Annotated in this window: 22 protein-coding genes and 1 pseudogene; 20 read left to right on the top strand and 3 right to left on the bottom strand. The window is 69.8% G+C overall.

The annotated features are described in order from the left end of the window. Positions 1-2: 2 nt before the first annotated feature. The 10 genes and pseudogenes from EOINJALH_RS19690 to EOINJALH_RS19645 all read left to right on the top strand — a co-directional run. Positions 3-1109, top strand: a pseudogene (locus EOINJALH_RS19690) (deoxyguanosinetriphosphate triphosphohydrolase); the annotation flags it as partial. A 139-nt stretch (positions 1110-1248) separates the two neighbouring features. Beyond that, complete coding sequence (locus tag EOINJALH_RS19685) at positions 1249-1941, top strand: transposase (RefSeq protein ID WP_088283200.1); 693 nt, start codon at positions 1249-1251, stop codon at positions 1939-1941. Positions 1942-2228: 287 nt separating this feature from the next. Beyond that, positions 2229-6980 (top strand): glutamate synthase-related protein, encoded by a 4752-nt coding sequence (locus EOINJALH_RS19680; RefSeq protein WP_088283198.1) that lies wholly within the window; start codon positions 2229-2231, stop codon positions 6978-6980. A 120-nt stretch (positions 6981-7100) separates the two neighbouring features. Beyond that, on the top strand, positions 7101-8579 hold the full coding sequence (locus EOINJALH_RS19675) for a glutamate synthase subunit beta (protein ID WP_088283196.1): 1479 nt from the start codon (positions 7101-7103) through the stop codon (positions 8577-8579). Between the two features lie 190 nt (positions 8580-8769). Continuing rightward, positions 8770-9585, top strand: a complete 816-nt coding sequence (locus EOINJALH_RS19670) for an ABC transporter ATP-binding protein (protein ID WP_088283661.1) — start codon at positions 8770-8772, stop codon at positions 9583-9585. Then, entirely contained in the window at positions 9582-10364 is a 783-nt protein-coding gene (mlaE, locus tag EOINJALH_RS19665; protein ID WP_088283194.1) for a lipid asymmetry maintenance ABC transporter permease subunit MlaE, read from the top strand. Before EOINJALH_RS19670 ends, mlaE begins: the two co-directional genes overlap by 4 nt. A 24-nt stretch (positions 10365-10388) precedes the next feature. Then, on the top strand, positions 10389-10871 hold the full coding sequence (gene mlaD / locus EOINJALH_RS19660; protein WP_088283192.1) for an outer membrane lipid asymmetry maintenance protein MlaD: 483 nt from the start codon (positions 10389-10391) through the stop codon (positions 10869-10871). After that, the gene (locus tag EOINJALH_RS19655) at positions 10868-11650 is read left to right on the top strand and encodes a VacJ family lipoprotein (RefSeq protein WP_234413942.1); all 783 of its coding nucleotides are present in this window, start codon (positions 10868-10870) and stop codon (positions 11648-11650) included. The genes mlaD and EOINJALH_RS19655 overlap by 4 nt, the downstream gene beginning before the upstream one ends. Positions 11651-11715: 65 nt before the next feature. Then, on the top strand, positions 11716-12339 hold the full coding sequence (locus EOINJALH_RS19650; protein WP_088283190.1) for a phospholipid-binding protein MlaC: 624 nt from the start codon (positions 11716-11718) through the stop codon (positions 12337-12339). 20 nt (positions 12340-12359) lie between these two features. Further along, the gene (locus EOINJALH_RS19645) at positions 12360-12623 is read left to right on the top strand and encodes a lipid asymmetry maintenance protein MlaB (RefSeq protein WP_088283657.1); all 264 of its coding nucleotides are present in this window, start codon (positions 12360-12362) and stop codon (positions 12621-12623) included. A gap of 36 nt (positions 12624-12659) precedes the next feature. Here the strand turns inward: EOINJALH_RS19645 and EOINJALH_RS19640 are convergent, their stop codons facing one another. The 3 genes from EOINJALH_RS19640 to EOINJALH_RS19630 form a co-directional block, all read right to left on the bottom strand. Further along, on the bottom strand, positions 12660-13526 hold the full coding sequence (locus EOINJALH_RS19640) for a MurR/RpiR family transcriptional regulator (RefSeq protein WP_088283655.1): 867 nt from the start codon (positions 13524-13526) through the stop codon (positions 12660-12662). 8 nt (positions 13527-13534) lie between these two features. Next, a complete protein-coding gene (zwf, locus tag EOINJALH_RS19635; protein WP_088283188.1) occupies positions 13535-14980 on the bottom strand; it encodes a glucose-6-phosphate dehydrogenase in 1446 nt (481 codons plus the stop codon). Between the two features lie 97 nt (positions 14981-15077). Next, entirely contained in the window at positions 15078-16058 is a 981-nt protein-coding gene (locus EOINJALH_RS19630) for a hypothetical protein (protein ID WP_234413941.1), read from the bottom strand. Positions 16059-16247: 189 nt separating this feature from the next. On the opposite strand from EOINJALH_RS19630, the gene EOINJALH_RS19625 reads away from it, so the two are divergent. From EOINJALH_RS19625 to EOINJALH_RS32865, 10 genes are all read left to right on the top strand, one after another. Continuing rightward, the gene (locus tag EOINJALH_RS19625; protein ID WP_234413940.1) at positions 16248-16721 is read left to right on the top strand and encodes a cytochrome c; all 474 of its coding nucleotides are present in this window, start codon (positions 16248-16250) and stop codon (positions 16719-16721) included. Between the two features lie 147 nt (positions 16722-16868). After that, positions 16869-17828, top strand: coding sequence for a transaldolase (gene tal / locus EOINJALH_RS19620; RefSeq protein WP_088283184.1), 960 nt, complete (start codon positions 16869-16871; stop codon positions 17826-17828). Then, complete coding sequence (gene pgi, locus EOINJALH_RS19615; RefSeq protein ID WP_088283181.1) at positions 17828-19432, top strand: glucose-6-phosphate isomerase; 1605 nt, start codon at positions 17828-17830, stop codon at positions 19430-19432. The genes tal and pgi overlap by 1 nt, the downstream gene beginning before the upstream one ends. Then, on the top strand, positions 19429-20091 hold the full coding sequence (locus EOINJALH_RS19610) for an HAD family phosphatase (RefSeq protein ID WP_088283179.1): 663 nt from the start codon (positions 19429-19431) through the stop codon (positions 20089-20091). Before pgi ends, EOINJALH_RS19610 begins: the two co-directional genes overlap by 4 nt. Positions 20092-20201: 110 nt before the next feature. Next, on the top strand, positions 20202-21044 hold the full coding sequence (locus tag EOINJALH_RS19605; protein ID WP_234413939.1) for an ABC transporter ATP-binding protein: 843 nt from the start codon (positions 20202-20204) through the stop codon (positions 21042-21044). Continuing rightward, the gene (locus EOINJALH_RS19600; protein ID WP_234413938.1) at positions 21028-21942 is read left to right on the top strand and encodes an ABC transporter permease; all 915 of its coding nucleotides are present in this window, start codon (positions 21028-21030) and stop codon (positions 21940-21942) included. Before EOINJALH_RS19605 ends, EOINJALH_RS19600 begins: the two co-directional genes overlap by 17 nt. Next, positions 21939-22898, top strand: coding sequence for an ABC transporter permease (locus EOINJALH_RS19595; protein WP_199873446.1), 960 nt, complete (start codon positions 21939-21941; stop codon positions 22896-22898). Before EOINJALH_RS19600 ends, EOINJALH_RS19595 begins: the two co-directional genes overlap by 4 nt. A 67-nt stretch (positions 22899-22965) precedes the next feature. After that, positions 22966-23967, top strand: a complete 1002-nt coding sequence (locus EOINJALH_RS19590; RefSeq protein ID WP_088283176.1) for an ABC transporter substrate-binding protein — start codon at positions 22966-22968, stop codon at positions 23965-23967. Then, complete coding sequence (locus tag EOINJALH_RS19585) at positions 23939-24757, top strand: TetR/AcrR family transcriptional regulator (protein ID WP_088283174.1); 819 nt, start codon at positions 23939-23941, stop codon at positions 24755-24757. Before EOINJALH_RS19590 ends, EOINJALH_RS19585 begins: the two co-directional genes overlap by 29 nt. A gap of 89 nt (positions 24758-24846) precedes the next feature. Continuing rightward, a partial coding sequence (locus tag EOINJALH_RS32865; RefSeq protein WP_234413937.1) for a serine/threonine-protein kinase occupies positions 24847-26501 on the top strand: 1655 nt, incomplete at its 3' end.

Here is a 26501-nt window from a genome sequence, read left to right as displayed (position 1 = left end):
GCATGGGCCTGGCCCCCTACGCCAGCCACGCCGCGGCGTCGCGCGGACGTCGGCACGCCGAGCCGCCGGTGCGGCTGCGCAACGCCTTTCAGCGCGATCGAGACCGCATCGTGCACAGCACGGCATTTCGTCGCCTGGTCTACAAGACGCAGGTGTTCATCAACCACGAGGGCGACCTGTTCCGCACCCGCCTCACGCATTCGTTGGAGGTGGCCCAACTCGGCCGCTCCATTGCCCGGGCGCTGTCGCTCGACGAGGACCTGGTGGAAGCGATCGCGCTGGCCCACGACCTGGGTCACACGCCCTTCGGCCATGCCGGCCAGGACGCGTTGCATGACTGCATGCGGGCGCATGGCGGCTTCGAGCACAACCTGCAGAGCCTGCGGGTCGTCGACGTGCTGGAGGCTCGCTACCCGGCGTTCGATGGCCTGAACCTGAGCTTCGAGACGCGCGAAGGCATCCTGAAGCACTGCTCGCGCGCGGAGGCCGAGCGCATCGAACTGGACGAGCCAGGCGGGGTGGGGCGCCGTTTCCTCGACGGTCTGCAGCCGGGCCTGGAGGCGCAACTGACGAACCTGGCCGACGAGATCGCCTACAACGCACACGACATCGATGACGGCGTGCGGTCGGGCTTGCTCACGGTCGAGCAGATGCTGGACCTGCCACTGTTTCGCCGGCACCACGACTCGGCATTGGCAGACCACCCTGCGCTGCGCGGCCGCCGCCTCCTGTTCGAGACCCTGCGCCGCATGCTGTCGGCCCAGGTGCACGACGTGGTCGATGCGACCGCGGCGGCGCTGGCCCGCATCGCGCCGGCGGACGCGGATGCCGTTCGCCACCTGCCGCGGCTTGTGAGCTTCAGCGATGCGATGCATCGGGACAGCCAGGCGCTGAAACGCGTGCTGATGAAACTGCTGTACCGACACCCCCAGGTGATGCGCACGACCGGTGCCGCCCGTGTCGTCGTGCGCGAGTTGTTCGAGGCCTACGTCGCCGCGCCCGGCGAGATGCCGGGCGAGTACTCGGAACGGGCCGATCGCCATCGCGCCGTGGCCGACTACGTGTCTGGCATGACCGATCGCTTTGCGACGCGAGAGCATCAGCGCCTGACGGGTCGCACCGCCTTTGCCAATGCCGTGGGCGATGGGATGTCAGCGGCCCATCTGGCGACGATGGCATCGCCCCCGTCGACAGTCGAGGTGCCAGCGCCTGCCCGCCAGGGCGCCTGGCCGCCCGAGGACTGAGGTCGTGGCCCGCCTGCCGAGGCTGGCAGTGGCCGGTCTGCCGCACCTGCTGCTGCTGAGCGGGCTCGACCGCCAACCCATCGCGCTGGATGACGACGACCGCCGGCATTGCCTGGCCACCCTGCGCGAGGCATCGTTGCAGCAGGGGGTGGCGGTGCACGCCTATGCCCTGCTGGGCGACCGCCTGCGATTGCTGGCCACGCCGCGCGATGCGGGCGCCTTGGGCCGGCTGGTCCAGGACTTCGGCCGCCGCTATGTGGGCAGCTTCAACCGTCGGCATGGCCGCCGGGGCACGCTGTGGGACGGCCGCTACCGCGCCACAGTGGTGCAGTCTGGCGCCACCGCATTGCAGGCCATGCTGTTCGTCGACACCGAACCGGTGCGCGCCGGTTTGGTGCTTGCCGCGTGCGACCACGCCTGGTCGAGCGCCGGCCACCACGTCGGACGCCAGCCCGACCCCTTGGTCAGCAGCCTCGTCGACTATTGGCAGTTGGGCAACACGCCGTTCGAGCGCGAGTCGGCCTATGCGCGGCGGCTCGACGATGGTCTGTCCTTGCGCGATGCCGATCGGTTGTCAGAGGCCTGCCACAAGGGCTGGGCGATCGGCGATGCCCCGTTCATTGCGGCACTGTCGGCACAGATCGAGCGGCCGCTGCTGCCGCGACGACGGGGGCGGCCGACCAAGGCCGCCGGCTGACTCGCCAACCCCGGCCGGGCTTCCCGCGGACAGGCCCTGCCGAACGCGCCTCAGTCGCGTGGCGGGGATCCCGTGAGGCGGCCCCGCGCGTGCCTTCGATGACCAGAGGCCGCCTCAGGCTCGGGAGTTGCTAGCTCTGGACCGGAGCACGTCAGTTGATATGTCCCCAATTAAATGCAGCGGAGTCACTCTCGCTGAATTAAATGGATCAGACCCCATTTAATTTGCCTTGAGATCTTTGCTGCGCCGCAGTAAATTCCCGTTCCCGTTTTGCGAAGGAGTGCGTCATGAGCCACCTGCCCCAACTGCCTGCCTCCTGCGAGGAGATCGACGCACTCGCCTCACAGGGCCTCTATGACCCGACGCAGGAGCACGACGCCTGCGGCGTCGGCTTCGTCGCCCACATCAAGGGCCAGCGCGCCCATGGCATCGTCGAGCAGGGCCTGAAGATCCTCGAGAACCTCGACCACCGCGGCGCGGTCGGTGCCGACAAGCTGATGGGCGACGGGGCCGGCATCCTGATCCAGCTGCCCGACGAGTTCTACCGCGCCGAGATGACCGCCCAGGGTGTGCAGCTGCCGCCGCCCGGAGAGTACGGCGTGGGCATGATCTTCCTGCCGAAGGAGCACGCGTCGCGTCTGGCCTGCGAGCAGGAGCTCGAGCGCGCCGTCAAGGCCGAGGGCCAGGTGCTGATCGGCTGGCGCGACGTGCCGGTGGACCGCGACATGCCGATGAGCCCGGCCGTGCGCGCCAAGGAGCCGGTGATCCGCCAGATCTTCATCGGCCGCGGCGCCGACGTGATCGTGCCCGACGCGCTGGAGCGCAAGCTCTACGTCATCCGCAAGACCGCCTCGGCGGCCATCCAGAAGCTCAAGCTCACCCACAGCCGCGAGTACTACGTGCCCAGCATGAGCTGCCGCACGGTCATCTACAAGGGCCTGCTGCTGGCCGACCAGGTGGGCGTGTACTTCAAGGACCTGGCTGACTCGCGCGTGGTGTCGGCCCTGGCCCTGGTGCACCAGCGCTTCTCGACCAACACCTTCCCCGAGTGGCCGCTGGCGCACCCGTACCGCATGGTCGCGCACAACGGCGAGATCAACACCGTCAAGGGCAACTTCAACTGGATGCGCGCCCGCGAGGGCGTGATGAAGTCGCCGGTGCTGGGCGACGACCTGCAGAAGCTCTACCCGATCAGCTTCGAGGGCCAGAGCGACACCGCCACCTTCGACAACGCGCTCGAGCTGCTGACGATGGCGGGCTACCCGCTGGCGCACGCGGCCATGATGATGATCCCCGAAGCCTGGGAGCAGCACGAGCTGATGGACGCCCGCCGCCGCGCGTTCTACGAGTACCACGCCGCGATGATCGAGCCCTGGGACGGCCCGGCCGCGATGGTCTTCACCGACGGCAAGCAGATCGGTGCCACGCTCGACCGCAACGGCCTGCGCCCGGCGCGCTACATCGTCACCAACGATGACCTGGTGGTGATGGCGTCCGAATCCGGCGTGTTGCCGATCCCCGAGAACAAGATCTCCAAGAAGTGGCGCCTGCAGCCGGGCAAGATGTTCCTGATCGACCTCGAGCAGGGCCGTATCGTCGACGACGAAGAGCTGAAGGCGCAGTACGCCAGCGCGCGGCCGTACCGCCAGTGGATCGAGAACGTGCGCATCAAGCTCGACTCGATCGACGTGCATGGCCGCATCGGCGAATTCAAGGAGTCGCTGCTCGACCGCCAGCAGGCCTTCGGCACGACCCAGGAAGACGTCAAGTTCCTGCTCGCCCCGATGGCCAGTGCCGGCGAAGAGGCCATCGGCTCGATGGGCAACGACTCGCCGCTGGCGGTGCTGTCGGACAAGAACAAGCCGCTGTTCAACTACTTCAAGCAGCTGTTCGCGCAGGTGACCAACCCGCCGATCGATCCGATCCGCGAGGCCATCGTGATGTCGCTGAACAGCTTCATCGGGCCGCGCCCGAACCTGCTGGACATCAACGCGGTGAACCCGCCGATGCGGCTGGAGGTGGGCCAGCCGGTGCTCGATTTCGACGACATGGAGCGCCTGCGCACCATCGCCAAGCACACCCACGGCAAGTTCCGCAGCTACGAACTCGACATCACCTACCCGCGCGCCTGGGGCCACGAGGGCGTCGAGGCCAAGCTGGCCTCGCTGTGCGCCGAGGTGGTCGATGCGCTGCGCGGCGGCCACAACATCGTGATCATCACCGACCGCCACATGTCGCGCGAGCAGGTGGCGATTCCCGCGCTGCTGGCGCTGTCGGCGGTGCACCACCACCTGGTGCGCGAAGGGCTGCGCACCACGGTCGGCCTGGTGGTCGAGACCGGCACTGCGCGCGAGGTGCACCACTTCGCCGTGCTCGCCGGCTACGGCGCCGAGGCCGTGCACCCGTACCTGGCGATGGAAACGCTGGCCGCGATGCACGCCGAACTGCCCGGCGCGCTCTCGGCCGAGAAGGCGATCTACAACTACGTCAAGGCCATCGGCAAGGGGCTGTCGAAGATCATGTCCAAGATGGGCGTGTCGACCTACATGTCCTACTGCGGCGCGCAGCTCTTCGAGGCCATCGGCCTGGAGAAGACCTTCGTCGAGAAGTACTTCCGTGGCACGGCCACGCAGGTGGGCGGCATCGGCGTGTTCGAAGTGGCTGAAGAAGCCTTGCGCACGCACCAGGCCGCCTTCAGCGACGACCCGGTGCTGGAAGGCATGCTCGATGCCGGCGGTGAGTACGCCTGGCGCTCGCGCGGCGAAGAGCACATGTGGACGCCGGACGCCATCGCCAAGCTGCAGCACAGCACGCGCTCGGGCAAGTTCGACACCTACAAGGAGTACGCCCAGCTCATCAACGACCAGAGCAAGCGGCACATGACGCTGCGCGGCCTGTTCGAGTTCAAGGTCGACCCGGGCAAGGCCATCCCGCTCGACGAGGTGGAATCGGCCGCCGACATCGTCAAGCGCTTCGCCACCGGCGCCATGTCGCTGGGTTCGATCTCTACCGAGGCCCACAGCACGCTGGCCATCGCGATGAACCGCATCGGCGGCAAGAGCAACACCGGCGAGGGCGGCGAAGATCCGGCGCGCTACCGCAACGAGCTCAAGGGCATCAAGGTCGTGGCTGGCACCAAGGTCAGCGACATCATTGGCGCCAAGGTCATCGAGTCCGACTACGAGCTGAAGGACGGCGACAGCCTGCGCAGCAAGATCAAGCAGGTGGCGTCGGGCCGCTTCGGTGTCACCACCGAGTACCTGGTCTCGGCCGATCAGATCCAGATCAAGATGGCCCAGGGAGCCAAGCCGGGCGAGGGCGGCCAGCTGCCCGGTGGCAAGGTCAGCGAGTACATCGGCATGCTGCGCTACAGCGTGCCGGGCGTGGGCCTCATCAGCCCGCCGCCGCACCACGACATCTACTCGATCGAGGACCTGGCCCAGCTGATCCACGACCTGAAGAACGCCAACCCGCGCGCCAGCATCAGTGTCAAGCTGGTCAGCGAAGTGGGCGTGGGCACCATTGCCGCGGGCGTGGCCAAGTGCAAGGCCGACCACGTGGTGATCGCCGGCCACGACGGCGGCACGGGTGCCTCGCCCTGGTCCAGCATCAAGCACGCCGGCACGCCCTGGGAGCTGGGCCTGGCCGAGACGCAGCAGACGCTGGTGCTCAACCGCCTGCGCAGCCGCATCCGCGTGCAGGCCGACGGCCAGATGAAGACCGGGCGCGACGTGGTCATCGGCGCGCTGCTGGGTGCCGACGAGTTCGGCTTCGCCACCGCGCCGCTGGTGGTCGAGGGCTGCATCATGATGCGCAAGTGCCACCTCAACACCTGCCCGGTGGGCGTGGCCACGCAAGACCCGGTGCTGCGCAAGAAGTTCTCGGGCAAGCCCGAGCATGTTGTCAACTACTTCTTCTTCGTGGCCGAAGAAGCGCGCCAGATCATGGCGCAGCTGGGCATCCGCAAGTTCGACGATCTGATCGGTCGTGCCGACCTGCTCGACACCAAGAAGGGCATCGCCCACTGGAAGGCCCGCGGCCTGGACTTCAGCCGCGTCTTCCACCAGCCGAAGGTGGACGCGTCGGTCCAGCGCTATCACGTCGAGACCCAGGACCACGGCCTGGACAAGGCGCTGGACGTCAAGCTGATCGAGAAGTGCCAGCCCGCCATCCTGCGCGGCGAGAAGGTGCAGTTCATGGAGGAGGCGCGCAACCGCAACCGCAGCGTCGGCGCCATGCTGTCGGGCGAGCTGATCCGCCAACGGCCCGAGGGCTTGCCGGACCACACCATCTTCATGCAGATGGAAGGCACCGGCGGCCAGAGCTTCGCGGCCTTCCTGGCCAAGGGCATCACGCAGTACCTGATCGGCGACGCCAACGACTATGCCGGCAAGGGCCTGTCGGGCGGCCGCGTGGTGGTGCGGCCGAGCATCGAGTTCCGTGGCGATGCCACCAAGAACATCATCATCGGCAACACCGCGCTGTATGGCGCCACCAGCGGTGAGGCCTTCTTCCGCGGCGTCGCCGGCGAGCGTTTTGCGGTGCGGTTGTCGGGCGCCACCGCGGTGGTGGAGGGCACTGGCGACCACGGCTGCGAGTACATGACCGGCGGCACCGTGGCGGTGCTCGGCAAGACCGGGCGCAACTTCGCGGCCGGCATGTCGGGCGGCATCGCCTACGTCTACGACGAGGACGGCCAGTTCGCCCGCCGCTGCAACCCCGCGATGGTGTCGCTCGACAAGGTGCTGCCGGCCGAGGAGCAGGCGGCCGCGGTCGACCGTGCCATCTGGCACCGTGACGAAGCCGACGAGGTGCAGCTGAAGGCGCTGATCGAGCAACACCACAGCTGGACCGGTTCGCTGCGGGCGCGCGAGATCCTCGACGACTGGACGGCCGCGCGGGCGCGCTTCATCAAGGTCTTCCCCAATGAGTACAAGCGTGCCCTGGGCGAGATCCACGCCGCCAAGGCTGGCAGCGAGACCATCGCCAAGGCCAAGGGCGATGTCAAGAAGGGCGGCAAGACTGTCCCGGCCAAGTAAGCGTCCAGCCCTGGCTGCGGTGTGCCGCGGCCAACCCCGAAGGGCGCACCCAGATCTTGCCGCCGAGGCGACCGGGTGCCCCCTTCGACGCACAGCGTAGAACCACACAGCGAGATCATCATGGGAAAAGTCACCGGGTTCATGGAGTACGAGCGCCTCGAGGAGGGCTACGAGCCCGTGCCCCAGCGCATCAAGAACTACAAGGAATTCGTCATCGGCCTGAACGCCGAGCAGGCCAAGGTGCAGGGCGCGCGCTGCATGGACTGCGGCACGCCGTTCTGCAACAGCGGCTGTCCGGTCAACAACATCATCCCGGACTTCAATGACCTGGTGTACCGCGGTGACTGGAAGAACGCGATCGCGGTGCTGCACAGCACCAACAACTTTCCCGAGTTCACCGGCCGCATCTGTCCCGCCCCCTGCGAGGCCGCCTGCACGCTGAACGTCAACGACGACGCGGTCGGCATCAAGTCGATCGAGCACGCCATCATCGACCGCGCCTGGGCCGAGGGCTGGGTGACGCCCCAGCCGCCCAAGGCCAAGACCGGCAAGACGGTGGCCATCGTCGGTTCCGGCCCGGCCGGCCTGGCTGCCGCGCAGCAACTGGCGCGGGCCGGCCACGCCGTCACGGTGTTCGAGAAGAACAGCCGCATCGGCGGCCTGCTGCGCTACGGCATCCCTGACTTCAAGATGGAGAAGTCGCACATCGACCGCCGCATCGCGCAGATGCAGGCCGAGGGCGTCATTTTCCGCACCGGCGTGCTGATCGGCACCATGCCCCAGGGCAGCAAGATCACCAACGACGCCAAGGACACGATCTCGGCGGACGATCTGAAGGCGCAGTTCGATGCCGTGGTGCTGGCCGGCGGCTCTGAACAGAGCCGCGACCTGCCGGTGCCCGGGCGCGACCTCGACGGCGTGCACTTTGCGATGGAGTTCCTGCCGATGCAGAACAAGGTCGTGGCCGGCGACAAGTTTCCGTCTGGAAAAGGGGGCCAGATCATGGCCACCGGCAAGCACGTCATCGTCATCGGCGGTGGCGACACCGGCAGCGACTGTGTCGGCACCAGCAACCGCCACGGTGCGGCCAGTGTCACGCAGTTCGAGGTCATGCCCCGCCCGCCCGAGGAAGAGAACCGCCCGCTGACCTGGCCCTATTGGCCGACCAAGCTGCGCACCAGTTCCAGCCACGAGGAAGGCTGCGAGCGCGCCTTCGCCATCGCCACCAAGTCTTTCAACGGGGCCAAGGGCAAGGTCACCGGCCTGACCACCGTCCAGATCGAGATGAAGGACGGCAAGTTGGTCGAGATCGCCGGCACCGAGAAGGAATACAAGGCCGACCTGGTGCTGCTGGCGATGGGCTTCGTCAACCCCGTGTCGACGGTGCTCGAGGCCTTCGGCGTTGACAAGGACGCCCGAGGCAACGCCAAGGCCGGCACCGACGACCGCACTGGTTACCGCACTCAGGTCGACAAGGTGTTTGCAGCCGGCGATATGCGGCGTGGGCAGTCGCTGGTCGTCTGGGCCATCCGCGAAGGTCGGCAGGCCGCGCGCGAGGTCGACCAGTACCTGATGGGCGCCACGATCCTGCCGCGTTGAGGTTCAGTTTGGGTGGCCGCCCCGTGTTGCACGGGTCACAGGCCGTGTGCGCACCTTGACATTTCTTTGCCCCGGGCGCCGGCGAGGCAGCGCCTTAGGGGTAAACACGGCATGCGACAATGATTTTCTTTGACCGGATGACGATGTCCGGTCGCCCGATTGGCGGTTGCCGCGCGCCGCCACACGCCTGTTGAAGACCGACACCCTCATCGAGATCGACCACGTCACGTTCGGCTACGACGAGCGGAGGCGCATCCTGAACGACGTGAACCTGCGCTTCGCGCGCGGCAAGGTCACGGCCGTGCTGGGTGGGTCGGGCTGCGGCAAGACCACGCTGCTGCGCCTGATTGGCGGGGTGCATGGTGTCGACGCCGGGCGCGTGGTGTTCGACGGCGAGGTGGTCGACGTCCACGACCGCGACCAGCTCTACCGTCTGCGCCGCCGCCTGGGCATGCTGTTCCAGTTCGGCGCGCTGTTCACCGACCTCTCGGTCTACGACAACGTGGCCTTCCCGTTGCGCGAGATGACCGACCTGCCCGAGTCGCTGATCCGCGACATCGTGCTGATGAAGCTCAATGCGGTGGGCCTGCGCGGTGCCGCGCCGCTGAAGATCAGCGAAGTCTCCGGCGGCATGGCCCGGCGCATCGCACTGGCCCGGGCCATTGCGCTCGATCCCGAACTGATCATGTACGACGAGCCCTTCGCCGGGCTCGACCTCATCTCGATGGGGGTGGCCGCCAAGCTCATCCGCACGCTCAACGACATCACCGGCGCCACCTCGCTCGTCATCAGCCACGACGTGCCCGAGTGCATGGCCATCAGCGACTGGGTGGTGTTGATGGCCACGGGCGGCCGCATCGTCGCCCAGGGCACGCCGGCCGAGTTGATGGCCAGCACGGAGCCCGAGGTGCGGCAGTTCGTGCGCGGCGAACCCGACGGTCCGGTCAAGTTCCACTACCCGGCGGTCGAGATTTCCGATGACTTCGGCCTGGGGTCTGGGCGATGACCGACTGGATTGCCGCCCTCGGGGCCCGCGCGCTGGACGTGCTGCGCGGCTGGGGCCACGCCGCGCTGTTCTTCCTCGACCTGCTGCGGGCACTGCCAGGTTCGCTGCGGCGGCCCGATCTGATCGTCGTGCAGATGCACGCCATCGGCAACCGCTCGCTGATCATCATCCTGGCCTCGGGCCTGGCGGTGGGCTTCGTGCTGGCGCTGCAGATGTACTACGCGTTGGTCCGCTATGGCGCCGCCGAGTCGCTGGGGCTGGTGGTCAACCTGTCGCTGGTGCGCGAGTTGGGACCGGTGGTCACCGCGCTTCTGTTCGCCGGCCGCGCAGGCACCTCGCTCACGGCCGAGATCGGGTTGATGAAGGCTGGCGAGCAGATCGCCGCGCTGGAACTGATGGCCATCGACCCGCGTGCCCGCGTGCTGGCGCCGCGCTTCCTGGCGGGCGTGCTGTCGATGCCCCTGCTGGCCATCCTGTTCTCCGCCATCGGCATCATCGGGGCCTGGGTGGTCGCGGTGGGGCTGATCGGCATCGATGCGGGCAACTTCTGGTCGATCCAGCAGAATGGCGTCGACGCCTGGCGCGACGTGGGCAACGGTGTGGCCAAGAGCTTCGTCTTCGGCATCATCTGCACGGCCGTGGCGCTGTACCAGGGCTACGAGACCGAAGCCACACCCGAAGGTGTGGCCTACGCCACCACCCGCACTGTCGTGACCTCGTCTCTGGCCGTGCTGGGCATGGACTTCATCCTCACCGCGTTGATGTTCTCGACGCCCTGAACGCGCAAATCCGGAGCCGCTCCCATGGCAAGACGAAACATTGAAATCCTGGTCGGCCTGTTCGTGCTGCTGGGCCTGGCCGGGCTGCTGTTCGTGGCCCTGAAGGCCGCCAACCTCACCAGCTTCGGCAATGGCGACGGCTACGTCGTCACGGCCCGCTTCGACAACATCGGCGGCCTCAAGACCCGCGCGCCGGTGCGCTCGGCCGGCGTGGTGGTCGGGCGGGTCACGGCCATCAACCTCGATGCCAAGACCTACCAGGGCGTGGTCACGCTCGAGATCGACCGCGGCTACCAGTTCCCGAAGGACAGCTCGGCCAAGATCCTGACCACCGGCCTGCTGGGCGACCAGTACATCGGCCTCGAGCCGGGCGGCGACGAGAAGAACCTCGCTGCCGGCGAGGTCATCAAGCAGACGCAGTCGGCCGTGGTGCTCGAAAACCTGATCAGCCAGTTCCTCTTCAGCAAGGCCGCCGATGCCGGCGCCGGAACCGGGGGCACCAAGTGAGCACCATCGACCGATTCCTCGGCCTCGTGGTGGCCGCGCTGGCGTTGTCGCTGGCCGGTGGCTGCGCCGTGCTGGGCCCTGTCAGTTCCAGCGAGGTGGCCGCCACCACCGGCCCCACGACCAGCCGGTCCGACCCCTGGGAGCGATTCAACCGGGCCGTGTTCGGCTTCAACGAGGTGGTCGACGTGGCGGTGGTCAAGCCGGCTGCGCAGGTCTACCGCGACGTCGTGCCGCGGATCGTCCGCACGGGCATCAACAACGTCTTCGGCAATCTCGGTGACCTGTGGTCCGCCGCCAACCTGGTGCTGCAACTCAAGCCGCAACCCGCGCTCGAGATGGGCATGCGGGTGGCCACCAACACCGTCTTCGGCCTCGGTGGCCTGCTCGATGTGGCCGAGGAGATGGGCCTCGAGCGCCGCTCGTACGAAGATTTCGGCCAGACGCTGGGCCGCTGGGGTCTGTCGACCGGGCCGTATCTGGTGCTGCCGATTCTGGGGCCATCCACCGTGCGCGATGGCACTGCCCGCATCGTCGACAACCGCTACTCACCCGGCCGCATCGCCCTGCGCGAACAGCGTGACCGCAACACCGCGCTGGGCCTGCAGGCGCTGTCGGCGCGGGTCGGATTGCTCAACGCGTCGAGGGTGCTGGACGATATCGCGCTCGACAAGTACGTGTTTGTCCGCGATGCCTACCTGGCGCGCCGCCGCAGCCAGATCTACGACGGCGAGCCGCCCGAAGACGACGAACCGGCCGCACCGGCCAGTCCGACCAAGTGAACCGGAATGCCGGCCCGCGCGTTGTGGGTCGGCGCGACGCTGCTGTCGCACGAAAAGGAACTGACATGTCGAGACGCACCTGGATGGCCGCCGTGGCCCTGTCGATGGCCAGCCTGGTCGGCGTGGCCCGCGCCGAGGCACCTGCCGCCGATGCATTCGTTCGCCAACTGTCCACCGAGGTCATGGATGCCGTGAAGGCCGACAAGGCCATCCAGGCCGGCGATGTCGGCCGCATCCGCGCCCTGGTCGACACCAAGGTGATGCCCTACGTCAACTTCGACCGCATGACGTCGATGTCGGTCGGGCCGCAGTGGCGCAGCGCCTCGCCGGAGCAGCGCAAGCGCATGCTCGAGGAGTTCAAGACCCTGCTGGTCAACACCTACTCCGGTGCGCTGTCGCAGGTGAAGGACCAGAGCGTCGTCGTCAAGCCGCTGCGCACCGCCGCGACCGATGGCGACCTCGTGGTTCGCAGCGAGGTGCGCGGCAAGGGCGAGCCGATCCAACTCGACTACCGCCTCGAGAAGGCCGGCGACGGCTGGAAGATCTACGACGTCAACGTCGGCGGCTTCTGGGTGGTCGAGGCCTACAAGGGCCAGTTCGCCAAGGACCTGAGCACCGGCGGCCTCGATGCGCTGATCGCGCGCCTGGCCGAGAAGAACAAGTCCCTCAGCGCCGCCCCCAAGAGCTGAGGGCTGGAGGAGCGATGTCGATGCTGGCGCTGCCCGCCGTGCTGACCATGTCCGAGGCGCGCGAGACACTCGCGCAACTCGGCACTGCGCTGGCGGCCGATGCTGCGCCGGAGATCGACGCCTCCGGCCTGCAGTCGCTGGACACCGCAGCCGTCGCGGTGCTGCTCGAGATCCAGCGCCAGGCTCGCGCAGCCGGCAAGCCGCTGCGCATCACCGGCGCGCCGCCGAAGCTGGGCGAACTGGCTCGGCTGTATGGCGTCGAGGCGCTGCTGGGCCTGGCCTGACCACACAACGGGCTGTCGCCTGGCGGGCGCGGCCCGCTACTCCGGCAGTGCGTAGCGCTTGGCCCGCAGGTTGCGCTTGATCTCCTGCAGCATCGGCCGCAGTGCCGGGCCCAGCCGCAAGGCCACGCCGGTGGTCAGGATGTCAATGATGGTCAGGTGCAGCAGCCGCGAGACCATCGGGCTGTAGCGGTCGTAGTCTTCCGGGTGGTCGGCCGCCAGCAGCACCTGGTGGCCCGTTTGTGCCAGCTTGGCCAGCGGTGAGCCGCTGGCGCTGATGACGATCACCGTGGCGCCCTTGCGCCGCGCGATGTCGGCGGCGTCGAGCAGGTCGCGGCTGCGCCCCGAGTTGCTGATCACCACCGCGCAGTCGCCAGGCCCCAGCATGGTGGCGCTCATCACCTGCACATGGCCGTCGCTGCAGGCCACGGCGTTGACACCGAGGCGGAAGAACTTGTGCTGTGCGTCCTGCGCCACGATGCCGGAGTTGCCGACGCCGTAGAACTCGATGCGCTTGCCGGCCTGGCCGGCGCGGGTGAGCGCGTCGATGGCCAGTTCGAAGGCATGGCCGGCGGCGTTGTTGCGGTACTTCAGCATCGCCGCCACGGCGTTGTCGATGACCTTGACGATCAGGTCGTTGGGCTTGTCGTCCTCGTCCACGGCCCGGTGCACGAAGGGCACGCCCTCGTTCACCGTGCCGGCCAGCTTGAGCTTGAAGTCGGCCAGGCCGTCGTAGCCCACGCTGCGGCAGAAGCGCACCACCGTGGGCTTGCTGACGTTCGAGCGCGCCGCCAGTTCGGTGACCGGCAGCGTCGCGAAGCTGCGCGGGTCGGCCAGCAGCAGCTTGGCCACCCGCTGCTCCGCCGGCGGCAGCGCAGGCATCGAGGCCAGCACGCGTTCGAGCATCGACATGGCTACTGCTCCTCGTCCCAACTGCAGCCGTCGCGCGCCACCATCGCGCTCGACGCCGGCGGGCCCCAGGTGCCGGCCGCATAGGGCCGCGGGCCGTTGGGGTCGGCGCGCCACGCATCCAGGATGGGCTCGACCCAACGCCAGGCCTGCTCCTGCTCGTCGCTGCGCACGAACAGGTTCAGCCGGCCGGCCAGCGCGTCCATCAGCAGGCGCTCGTAGGCACCGACGCGCTCGCTGGTGAAGGCCTTGTCGAAATCCAGGTCCAGCGACACCGGTGCCAGCAACTCGCCCTGGCCGCTGCCTTTGGCGGCCAGCAGGTGCAGCTCCAGACCGTCCTCGGGCTGCAGCTTGATGACCAGCTTGTTGGCGCGCGACGAGCCCGGGAAGATCGGGTGCGGCACCGGCCGGAAGTTGACGACGATCTGCGCATGGCGCGCTGCCAGCCGCTTGCCAGTGCGCAGGTAAAAGGGCACGCCGGCCCAGCGCCAGTTCTGCACCTCGGTGCGCAGCGCGACGAAGGTCTCGGTGGTGCTGTCGGCCGGCACCTTGGGTTCGTCCAGGTAGCCCGGCACCGCCTGGCCGTCGATCGTGCCGGCGCGGTACTGGCCACGCACCACGTCGCGGCCGACGCTCTCGGGGGTGAAGGGCTTCAGCGACTTCAGCACCTTGAGCTTCTCGTCGCGGATGGCGTCGGCGTCGTGGGTCGGCGGCGGCTCCATCGCGATCATCGTCAGCAACTGCAGCGCGTGGTTCTGCACCATGTCGCGCAGCGCGCCGGTGCCGTCGTAGAAGTCGCCACGCGTGCCCACGCCCAGGCTCTCGGCCAGCGTGATCTGGATGTTGGCGATGCTCTCGCGCCGCCACAGCGGCTCGAACAGCGCGTTGCCGAAGCGCAGCGCCGACAGGTTCTGCACCGCCGGCTTGCCCAGGTAATGGTCGATGCGCAAGGCCTGGTGTTCGGCGAACGAGGCGCGAACCACGCGGTTGATCTCCTGCGCGCTGGCCAGGTCGTGGCCGAGCGGCTTTTCGAGCACCACGCGCACCTGCGGGCCGTTGATGCCCGCACTGCCCAGTTGCGCGCAGATGTCGGTGAACAGGTGCGGGCTGGTGGCCAGGAACAGCACCACGGTGTCTGCCGCGCGCTCGTCGAGCCAGGCTTTCAGGCCGGCGTAGTCGTCGGCGTGCGACAGGTCCATGCGACGGTAGTGCAGCAGTTCGGCGAAGCGCGCGAACTCGTCCTCGCGCGGCTGCTTGGGCGCATCGACGTCGGCGAACTTCTCGCGGATGAAGGCGCGGTACTCGTCGTCGGTGCGGGCATCGCGGGCCACCGCCAGGATGCGGCCACCGGGCGGCAGCTTGCCGTGTCGGAAGGCCTGGAACAGTGCCGGCATCAGCTTGCGCCAGGTCAGGTCGCCGGTACCACCAAAGAGGACGAGGTCGAAGGACATGGGCAGGCTCGCGCGGTCGATGTAACTTGATTACATCATACCGCACACCTTGGTTTCTTGACCAGCGGGACCCTTAGAGGCCGCCACAGCGTGGTGTTCAGGGCCGCGGCACGGTGAGGTTGCCGTCCACCACGGCCGCTGGGCCTGCGGCCATCCGACCGGTGCCCACCAGCCGGTTGCGCCGCACCACCACCGGCGTGCCATCGGGCAGGCGCTCGGGCCAGACGCGCAGGAACCAGGCCGGGCGCGACGCCTCGTTGACCAGGGTGTTGTCCTCCATCGTCAACGCGCTGTCGGGCCAGGCCGAGCCCTCGGCGCCGAAGGCCACCAGCACCAGATTGTCGGCGCCGTCGCCTTGGCCGATGGTGTTGCCGCTGACGCGCGCGCGGCCGCCGTTGGGCAGGTCGATCTCGTACGAGGCCTGGCCCATCGGGCCGTCGACCAGGGTGTTGCCGGTGATCACGCTCTCGCGGGCCCGCGACTTGATCAGGTGCCCGAGGTGGCCCTGGTGGAAGCGGCTGCCGGTGACCTCGACGCGAGCGATGCGTCCGACGTACAGCAGGTGGTGCAGGCTGCCGGCGTGGCGCGGCGCCAGGCCGAACTCGCTGTCCTCGATGCGCAGTTCGGCGTCGCCGAAGTTGGCCGTCAGCAGGCCCATCTCGTTGTCGAGGAAGGCACAGCGCACGATGCGCAGCCGGCCCTTCTCGAAACGGATGCCGGCACCGTTGAGGTCGGGCACGCGGGCGCCGCGGAATTCGATGTTCTCCACCGTGATGTCGCCGTCGCGCACCACCCAGATCGCCTTGCCCTCGGCATGGCGGCCGTCGGCACTGAGCACCGGCCGCGCGCCGACGCCGCGGATGGTGAGCCCGCGCTGGGTGATCACCGCGACGTCGCCGCGGTAGGTGCCCGGCATCACCTCGACCACGTCGCCGTCGGCGGCCCGCCGCAGCGCCTCGGCCACCGAGGGCAGGTGCGGCGCAGGGCCCACCACCCAGGTGGCGGCCCACGCCGCGGGCGCCGCGCCCAGCAGCAGCGCCGCAGTGAGCGCCAGGCCGAGCCGTCGCAGGGGCCGCATCGAGGTCATGCCGGATTCTGGCCTGGGTCTGGCCCGCGCGTGCCCGGTGTCGGGCCGCCCGACGCCACAGGCGCGACCAGAACCCACGCGGCGCGCCGCCTGCGCCGGTCTGCCGCAGGTCACCTGCGTGGCCCGACCCGATTGCGAAAGAGCAATCCGACGCCAAAGCGGCGCAGGTAGCCTGCGCACATGAACACGACCGGGGCGACCCCTATCGGATGGACCCAGGGTCGGGCGCTCGTCGCCACGGCGGCTGCGGCGCTGATGATCGCCGTGCCCTGCGGCGCGGCGGAGGATGCGCGACAGCTCGCGCCCTTGCCCGAGCCGGCGCTGGCCACGCTGCGGGCCGAGATGCTGGCCAACCTCCGGGCGGTCCATGAGATCGTCAGCCTCATGGCGGCCGGCAAGGTGCAGATGGCCGGCGAGGTGGCCGAGCGCGAACTGGGCACCAGTGCAATGGGCCGCAACCGCAGCCTGCCGCCCGAGGCGCGACCGGGGCCGCAGATGCCCGCGGCCATGCACGCCATGGGCATCGAAGGCCACCAGGCGGCGAGTCGGTTCGCCCGCGAGGCCGCCACCGGCGACCGCGACCGGGCGTTTGCCGCGCTGCCGGCGGTGATGACGTCCTGCCTGTCCTGCCACCACGCCTATCGCACGCGCTGAGGGGGTGTTGCCCGCGGGCTGTGGTGGCTGCGCGCCCTGATCGGTCGGTGAGGCTGGCGGGGACGTCAGCCGCGCCCGTAACCCGGTTGAAACCCGCTCGGGGTCGGGGCGCGGTCTAATCCGGGTTGTCACCGATCCCGCCCGCCCATGAACCAGCTCGAACGACTCAAGGCCTTCACCACCGTGGTGGCCGACACCGGCAACTTCCACCAACTGGCGCAATTCACGCCGCGCGACGCCACCACCAACCCGTCGCTGATCCTCAAGGCGGTGCAGCAGCCCGACTACGCGCCGCTGCTGGCCGACACCGTGGTCCTGCACCGCGGCCGGCCGCTCGACGAAATCGTCGACGAGGTGCTGGTGCGCTTCGGCCTGGAGATCCTGAAGGTGGTGCCGGGCCGCGTGTCCACCGAGGTCGACGCGCGGCTGTCCTTCGACACGCCCGCCACGCTGGCGCGCGCGCGGCGGCTGATCGGGCTGTACCAGAAGGCCGGCATCCACCGCGAGCGCGTGCTCATCAAGATCGCCGCCACCTGGGAAGGCATCCAGGCCGCCCGCGTGCTGGAGCGCGAGGGCATCCACTGCAACCTGACGCTGCTGTTCGCCTTCTGCCAGGCGGTGGCCTGCGGCGAGGCCGGCGTGCGGCTGATCTCGCCCTTCGTCGGCCGCATCTACGACTGGCACAAGAAGCAGGCCGGCGCGTCGTGGGACGAGGCCGCGATGGCCGGCGCCAATGACCCCGGCGTGCGCTCGGTGGAGCGCATCTACACCCACTACAAGCGCTTCGGCATCGGCACCGAGGTGATGGGGGCGAGCTTCCGCAACGTCGGCCAGATCGTGGCGTTGGCCGGCTGCGACCTGCTGACCATCAGCCCCGAGCTGCTGGCGCAGCTGCAGGCCAGCGACGCGCCGTTCGAGCGCCGGCTCGATCCGCAGGCAGCCCACACCTCCGCAGGCACGGCCGATCGGCCCCCGGCGAGCCTGGACGAAGCCGCCTTCCGCTACGCCCTCAACGACGATGCCATGGCCACCGAGAAGCTGGCCGAGGGCATTCGCGCCTTCGCCGCCGACGCGGCCCGGCTGGACCAGATGATCGGAGCCTTGTGATGGACCACCCGCGTTGTGATGCCACCGTCGCCTGGAAGGCCTTGCAGGGCCATTTCGAGGCCCATGGTCGCGAGCTCGACCTGCGCGAGGCCTTCGCCCGCGACCCGGCCCGCTTCGACGCCTTCACGCTGCAGGCGCCCGAGGTCTTCGCCGACCTGTCGAAGAACCGCTGGGATTTGATGACGCGCCAGCTGCTGGTCGACCTGGCGCGCGAATGCGGCCTCGAGGCGCGCCGCGACGCGATGCTGGCCGGCGAGCCGATCAACACCACCGAGGGCCGCGCCGTGCTGCACACGGCCCTGCGTGCGCCGCCGGGCGAGGGGCTGTTCAGCGACGAGGTGCACGGCGTGCTCGACCGCCTGCTGGCCTTCGCCGAGAGCGTGCGCGACACCGCCACCAGCGGCATCACCGATGTGGTCAACATCGGCATCGGCGGCTCTGACCTCGGCCCGCAGATGGTGGTGCCGGCGCTGCAGTCGATCGTGCACCCGGGCCTGCGCTTCCATTTCGTCAGCAACGTCGACGGCCACGACATCGACCCCGTGCTGCGCCGACTCGATGCGCGCACCACGCTGTTCATCGTTGCCAGCAAGACCTTCACCACGCAGGAGACCATGGCCAACGCGGCCGTGGCGCGCGCCTGGTTCCTGGCCCAGGGCGGCACCGACATCGGCCGCCACTTCGTCGGCGCCACCACCAACCTGGCGGCGGCGGCCGAGTTCGGCATCCACACCACCTTCGGCTTCTGGGACTGGGTGGGTGGCCGCTACTCGCTGTGGAGCGCCATCGGCCTGCCCATCGCCATCGCCATCGGCAGCGAGCATTTCCGTGCGCTGCTCGCGGGTGCCCATGCGATGGACCGCCATTTCGCCACCGCGCCGCTCGAATCCAACCTGCCGGTGCAGCTGGGCCTGCTCGACGTCTGGTACCGCAACTTCCACCGCTTCACCAGCCGCTCGGTGGCGCCCTACCACCAAGGGCTGAAGCGCCTGCCGGCCTACCTTCAGCAGCTCGAGATGGAGAGCAACGGCAAGTGCGTCGATCTCGACGGCCAGCCGTTGCCCTTCGGCACCAGCCCGGTGGTCTGGGGCGAGCCCGGCACCAATGGCCAGCACGCCTACTTCCAGATGCTGCACCAGGGCACCGACGTGATCCCGGTGGAGTTCATCGCGGTCAAGACACCGAGCCATGCCCACGCCGGCCTGCAGTCCAAGGCCCTGGCCAACTGCCTGGCGCAGAGCCAGGCGCTGATGCTGGGCAAGACCACCGAGGCCGCGCTGGTCGAGAAGGCGCCCACCGCGTCGGCCTCTCTGGGCAAGCTTACCGTCGCGCGGCACCGCACCTTCCCCGGCAACCGGCCCAGCACCACGCTGCTGCTCGAGGCGTTGACGCCGCGCGCGCTGGGCGCACTGATCGCGATGTACGAGCACCGCGTGTTCACCAGCGGCGCGCTGTGGGGCATCAACTCGTTCGACCAGTGGGGCGTCGAGCTGGGCAAGGCGCTGGCCGGGGCGCTGCTGCCGCGGTTGGAGGGCACCGGGCCGGTCGACGTGACGGGCCTCGATGCGTCCACCGCCGGGCTGCTGCGCCGCCTGCGCGCGTGAGCTTCGTCTTCGACTTCGCCAACGTGCTGTTCGGCTGGCAGCCGACGGCGGTGGTGCGGCAGGCGCTGCCGCAGCAGGCCGCCGACGAGGCCAGCGCGGCGCACTGGGCGCGCGAGATCTTCCAGGCCTATGGCGGCGACTGGGCCGACTTCGACCGCGGCACGGTCGAGCCCGACGCGCTGGTCGAGCGCATCGCGGCGCGCACCGGGCTGCCGCCCGAGGCCGTGCGGCGCGTGGTGGACGCGGTGCCGATCGCGCTGCAGCCCATCGCCGGTACCGTCGACCTGCTGGAGCGCCTGCACGCACTGGGCGATCCGGTGTACTTCCTGTCCAACATGCCGGCACCCTATGCCGACCACCTCGACCGCAGCCACGCGTTCCTGCGCTGCTTCGCGGATGGCGTGTACTCGGGCCGGGTGCAGCTGATCAAGCCCGAGCCGGCGATCTTCGAGCTGGCCGCGCGGCGCTTCGGCGTGCCGCCGGCCGACCTGGTGTTCCTCGACGACCACCTGCCCAATGTCGAGGCGGCGCGCGCGGCCGGCTGGCAGGCGCTGCACTTCATCGACGCCGCCCAGTGCGAGGCAGAGTTGCACCAGCGCGGGCTGTGGCCGCAGGCCCTGCCGTCGACCGCCCCGGCCCGGCGCACCCCGCCGGGTTGACGCCGGGCGTGGCGCAGCCACGGCCATTGCCACGGATCTGGCCGCCTCGTGGACAATGACCTGACCATCTGGTTAGGTTTTCAGACCGCTGCTCCCGGCCCGCACCGCCCATGAACGCACCCCACCGGCTGTCCGCCATGGCCTCACCCGATCGCGTCGCCGCGCCGGCCGACGCCCGGCCGGCCGTCGAGGTGCGCCGCGCCAGCGTCGTCTACGCCGCCGCCGATGCGCCGGTGCATGCGCTGGCCGACATCGACCTCACCATCGGCCAGGGCGAGTTCGTCTCGCTGATTGGCCCGTCGGGCTGCGGCAAGACCACGCTGCTGCGTGTCATCGCCGACCTCGAGCCCATCACCGCCGGCCAGGTGCTCGTCAACGGCATGACGCCGCACGAGGCGCGGCTGGCCCGTGCCTATGGCTATGTGTTCCAGGCGCCGGCGCTGTTCCCGTGGCGCACCGTGCTGGCCAATGTGATGCTGCCGCTGCAGATCCAGGGTCGCGCCAAGGCCGAGTGCGAGGCGGTGGCGCGCGAGCACCTCGACCGCGTCGGCCTCACCGGCTTCGAGCGCAAGTACCCATGGCAGTTGTCGGGCGGCATGCAGCAGCGGGTGTCCATCGCCCGCGCGCTGGGCTTCGAGCCCAAGATCCTGATGATGGACGAGCCCTTCGGCGCGCTCGACGAGATCACGCGCGATCGGCTCAACGAGCAGCTGCAGCAACTGTGGCAGCGCGAGCGCCGCACGGTGGTCTTCGTCACCCACTCCATCGCGGAGGCGGTGTACCTGTCCACGCGCATCGTCGTGATGTCGCCGCGGCCGGGCCGCATCCTCGAAGTCATCCAGTCCACGCTGCCCGACGAGCGCCACCTGGGCCTGCGCGATTCGCCCGAGTTCATGGCCCTCGCCCACCGTGTGCGCGAGGGCCTGGCCATCGGCCATGGCAGCGATGACTGAGATCGCCTTGCGCCAGCGCGTGCTGCCCGTGGCCACCGTGTTGGCGGTGGTGGCGGTGCTCTGGTACGCGGGTGCGGTGGGGCTCAATGCGGCCGGCGCGATCGAGCGCGTGCTCACGCCACGCGGGCCCTGGACCTTTTCGGACCTGGTGTCGGCCACGCTGGCCATGGAGCGCCCGGTGCTGCCGGCGCCGCACCAGGTGGCGGCCGACCTGTGGAGCAGCATCGTCGACTGGCCGCTCGATTCGCCGCGCAACCTGCTGTACCACGCGGCGGTGACGGCCGAGTCCACGCTGGTGGGCTTCGTGCTGGGCACGCTGCTGGGCATGGTGCTGGCGGCGGCCATCGTCCACTCGCGCACGCTCGACCGCGCGCTGCTGCCCTGGATCGTGGCGTCGCAGACCGTGCCGGTGCTGGCCATCGCGCCCATCGTGCTGGTGATCCTGGGCAGCCTGGGCTTCTCGGGCCTGGCCCCCAAGGCGGCGATCGCGATGTACCTGTGCTTCTTCCCGGTGACGGTGGCCATGGTGCAGGGCCTGCGCGCGCCGCAGCGCATCGAGACCGAGCTGATGCACACCTACGCGGCCAGCCGCGCGCAGGCCTTCTGGCTGCTGCGGCTGCCGTCGGCGCTGCCTTTCCTGTTCCCGTCGCTGCGGGTGGCCATCGCCGCCGGGCTGGTGGGCGCGATGGTGGCCGAGCTGCCCACCGGCGCGCAGGCCGGCCTGGGCGCGCGGCTGCTCACCGGCTCGTACTACGGCAACACCGTGGGCATCTGGTCGGCGCTGGTGCTGTCGGCGCTGCTCGGGCTGGGCCTGACCGGCGCGGTGGCCGGGGTCGAGCGGCTGGCGCTGCGCACGCGCAGGCGGGCCAGTGCCGGCAGACCGGGGATGCACAAGTGAATGCGCCGCAAGGCAAGGGCAGGGCGCTGGCCGCGGTGGCCGTGGCGGCGCTGGCCGCCGCTGCGCTGTGGTGGGCCCTGCCCGAGCCCGGTGGCGAGTCCGGCGCGCCGACCCTGCTGGTGCTGGGGCTGCTGGGCGTCGCCGTGCTCGCCGGCGTCAGCGTCACGCAGGTGGCGGCGCTAGACGGCCGCCCCTGGGCCACCGCCACGGCGGCGCTGTTCGGCCTGTGGGTGCTGGTGCTGTGGCAGATCGGCGTCACGCTGTTCGACGTGCCGCGCGTGCTGCTGCCGGCGCCCAGCCTCATCGGCCAGTCGCTCGTCGACCGCTGGGACACGCTGGCCGGCGACTTCGTGCAGACGGTGCTCAAATCGGTGCTCTTCGGCTGGGCGCTGGGCTCGGGCCTGGGCTTTGCCATCGGCGTGGCGATCGATCGCGCACCCTTCCTGCAGCGCGGCCTGCTGCCCCTGGCCTCGCTCACCAGCACCGTGCCGCTGGTGGCGGTGGCGCCGATCGCGGTGATGTGGTTCGGCTTCGAGTGGCCCAGCAAGGCCGCGGTGGTGGTGCTGATGACCTTCTTCCCGATGCTGGTCAGCACGCTGGCCGGCCTGCAGGCGGCCGGCAGGCTGGAGCTCGAGCTGATGCACAGCTACGCCGCCGGCTATGGCCGCACGCTGCGCGAGCTGCGCCTGCCGGCGGCCATGCCCTTCATCTTCGGCGCGCTCAAGGTCAACGCCACGCTGGCGCTGATCGGGGCCATCGTCGCCGAGTTCTTCGGCTCGCCCACGGTGGGGCTGGGCTTTCGCATCAGCACCGAGGCCGCGCGCATGAACATGGCGCTGGTCTGGGGCGCCATCGTCGTGGCCGCGGTCACCGGCTCGGTGGCCTATGCCTTGCTGGTGCAACTGGAACGGCGCGTGGCCTTCTGGCACCCTTCGGTGCGGGCGACGACGCGATGACTGTTTTGCGAGGAGCGTCCCGTCGCGGGCGCCCGATACCTTCGACCATCAACCACAGGAGCGAGCGATGAAGGGTTTCAACATCAGGGCGGCGGTGCTGGCCGCGGCGGCGGTGGGTGCGGCGTTCAGCGCACAGGCCGCCGACAAGGTGACGGTGCAGCTGAAGTGGGTGCCTCAGGCCCAGTTCGCCGGCTACTACGTCGCCCAGGCCAAGGGTTATTACAAGGCCGAGGGCCTGGACGTCACCATCAAGCCGGGCGGCCCCGACATCTCGCCGGTGCAGGTGATCGCCGGCAACCAGGCCGACGTGGTCGTCAACTGGATGCCCGACGCGCTGGCCGCGCGCGAGGCCGGCGTGCCGCTGGTGAACATCGCTCAGGTGTTCGACAAGTCCGGCCTGATGCTCACCTGCAAGAAGGCCAGCGGCGTGGCCAGCCCGAAGGATTTCAAGGGCAAGACGCTGGGCGTCTGGTTCGGCGGCAACGAGTACCCCTTCCTCAACTGGATGGGCAAGCTGGGCCTGAAGCCCGACAGCGACGTCAAGGTGCTCAAGCAGGGCTTCAACGTCGACCCGCTGCTGCAGAACCAGGCCGCCTGCATCTCCACGATGATCTACAACGAGTACTGGCAGGTGGTGGATGCCGGCGTCAAGGAGAGCGACCTCGTCACCTTCTTCTACGAGAAGGAAGGCGTGGCCACGCTGGAAGACGGCCTGTACGTGCTCGAGGGCAAGCTCAAGGACCCGGCCTTTGTCGCCAAGATGGCCAAGTTCCTGAAGGCCAGCTTCAAGGGCTGGAACGATGCCGTCAAGAACCCCGAGGAGGCGGCCAAGATCGTCGTCGCAGCCGACCCGTCGGGCAGCTCGAAGGTGCCGGTGCAGAAGCGCCAGATGGAGAACGTGGCCAAGCTGATCAGCAATGCGTCCACGCCCAAGGTGGGCTACCTCGACCCCGCGGCCTACGAGCGCACGGTGAAGGTGCTGCTGGCCGGCGGCAGCTCGCCGGTGATCAAGAAGGATCCGGGCAAGGCGGCGATGTCCCATGTCGTCTGGCAAGCGGCGTCCAAGTGAGCGGCTGACGGCCGGGCCACTGCGGCCCGGCCGGCCGGTCAACGGCGCGCGGGCCAGCCAGGGCCTGGCCGCCGGGCCGGGCCCTGCCGTGCAGCGTGCGCTGGCCACAGACCACGGGCGCCATCCCACGCCCGCCGACCCCCCCGACGACGACGCCCGCAAGGGCGCCATCCGCCAGGCCGCCGAGGCGCGCATCCTCGGCGCCGGCGAGCACATCTTTGCCCGCGCCGGCTTCGGCGGCGCCACCATGGCCGCCATCGCCGACGAGGCCGGGCTGCCCAAGGCCAACCTGCACTACTACTTCGGCAGCAAGCACGCGCTCTACCGCGCGGTGCTGGCGCGCACGCTGCACGACTGGCTGGTGCCGCTGGACGGCCTGGTGCCCGAGGCCGACCCCGCCGAGGCGCTGGCGCGCTACATCCGCGCCAAGATGACCATGAGCGTGCAGCGGCCCGATGCGTCGCGCGTGTTCGCCAACGAACTGCTGCACGGCGCCGCGGTGCTGGGCGACCTGATGCGCACCGATCTGCGCAGCATGGTGCGCCGCAAGGCCGCGGTGATCGACGGCTGGATCGCCGCCGGCCGCATGGCGCCGGTGGATTCGATCCACCTGTTCTTCACCATCTGGGCTGCCACGCAGACCTATGCCGACTTCGACGTGCAGGTGCGCGCGGTGCTGGGCCGTGACGAACTCGGCCCGCGCGACCACGCCCGGGCCGCCGAGCACGTGGTGTCGCTGGTGCTGCGCGGTTGCGGCCTGGCCGACGCCGCGGTCCCTGCAATTGTGTAGAACACGGCACCGACCCCCGGGGTCGTGGGCCTGCCACCGGGTGAAAGTCGGCCACACTTCGGGGATGAACCCCAGGAGCCCGTTCCCGCATGGCCTCTGACCCCACGTCCGGCAACGGCCGCCGCATGGCGTCGGTGCTGCCCGACGTTGATCTCGACGGCAATTCGCCCACGGTCGGCAACAAGCTGGCGGTGGGCCTGCGCCTGGACGAGTACGAGATCAGCGGCGTCATCGGCGAGGGCGGCTTCGGCATCGTCTACCTGGCCTGGGACCATTCGCTGCAGCGCCGGCTGGCCATCAAGGAGTACATGCCGGCCTCGCTGGCCTGGCGCTCCACCGGACTGCAGGTGGAGGTGCGCGGCGAAGAGCATGTCGATTCCTTCACTGCGGGTCTGCGCAGCTTCATCAACGAGGCCAAGCTGCTGGCGCGCTTCGACCACCCGTCGCTGCTGAAGGTGCACCGCTTCTGGCAGGCCAACGGCACCGCCTACATGGTGATGCCGTACTACGAGGGGCCGACGGTGAAGCAGGAGCTGGCCGCGCGAGAGCAGCGCCCCGACGAAGGCTGGCTGCGCGCGCTGCTGTCGCCCCTGCTCGACGCGCTGGAGTACCTGCACGCGGCCTCGTGCTACCACCGCGACATCGCGCCCGACAACATCCTGCTGATCGACGGCGGCCGGCCGCTGCTGCTCGACTTCGGCGCCGCGCGCCGGCTGATCGGCGACATGTCGAAATCGGCCACCGTGATCCTGAAATCCGGTTACGCGCCGATCGAGCAGTACGGCGAGATGCCGGGCCTCAGCCAGGGCCCGTGGACCGACATCTACGCGCTGGGCGCGGTGCTGCACTACGCCATCACCGGCAAGGTGCCGCGGGCGTCGGTGTCGCGCCTGTTGCGCGACGACGAGGTGCCGCTGGCGGTGAGCGCGGCCGGCCGCTACAGCGAGCGGTTGCTGCGCACCGTCGACCGCATGTTGGCGGTGCAGCCGTCCGATCGCCCGCAATCGATTGCCGAGGTGCGCCAGTTGCTGGGCCCCGACCGCGCGCCGCGGCCCGCGCAGGCCCCGGCGCCGACGGCATCGCACCGCCGTGCCGGCGACGAGCGGCCGGCCCCGGCGCCCGCCCCCGTGCCCATGCCGGCGACCCCCAGGCGCTGGGGCGCGTCGGTCGGTCTGGTGCTGGCCGGCGCGGTGCTGGCCGCGGCGGCGGGGGGGCTGTGGCAGATGCTGTCCCACCGTGCGGCGCCGACGACCGAGTCCGCGTCTCCGGTGCGCGAGGCCGCGCCCTCGCCAGACAGTGGGCAGGGGCGGCCCGAGGCGGCCCCCAAGGCGGTGGTCGCCGCACCCGCGACCACACCCGAGGCCGCGGCTGCGGCCTCGGCGGCCAACTTGCCAGTGCCTGCCCCGGCGCCTGCGGCGACCACCGTGGTCACCGCCACCACACCACAGCTGGCGGCGTCCGCCGCGGCGTCGGCCCCGACCGGCGCGGCTGCCATGCCTGCGGCACCGCTGCCGCAGGCGCCCGCGCTCGTCACGGCGCCCGCACCCGCACCCGCGCCGGCCGAGACGAAGCCGGCGCCGTCCGACCTGGCCGCGATGCCCAAGCCGGGGCCGGCGTCTGCGGTGGTCAGCGCGCCACCGGCGGCCGCCAGGCCGGCACCGGCACCGGTCACGGTACGGCCCGACGCGGGCCCGAAGGCCGTGGCGGTGCTGCCCTCGACCCCCCCGGCCACCACGCCGACGAC

This window comes from Ideonella sp. A 288, assembly GCF_002198735.1.
Taxonomy (GTDB): Bacteria; Pseudomonadota; Gammaproteobacteria; order Burkholderiales; family Burkholderiaceae_C; genus Pseudaquabacterium.
The sequence above is the reverse complement of the archived record's forward strand: the minus strand, read 5'-3'. Positions and strand labels throughout refer to the sequence as shown.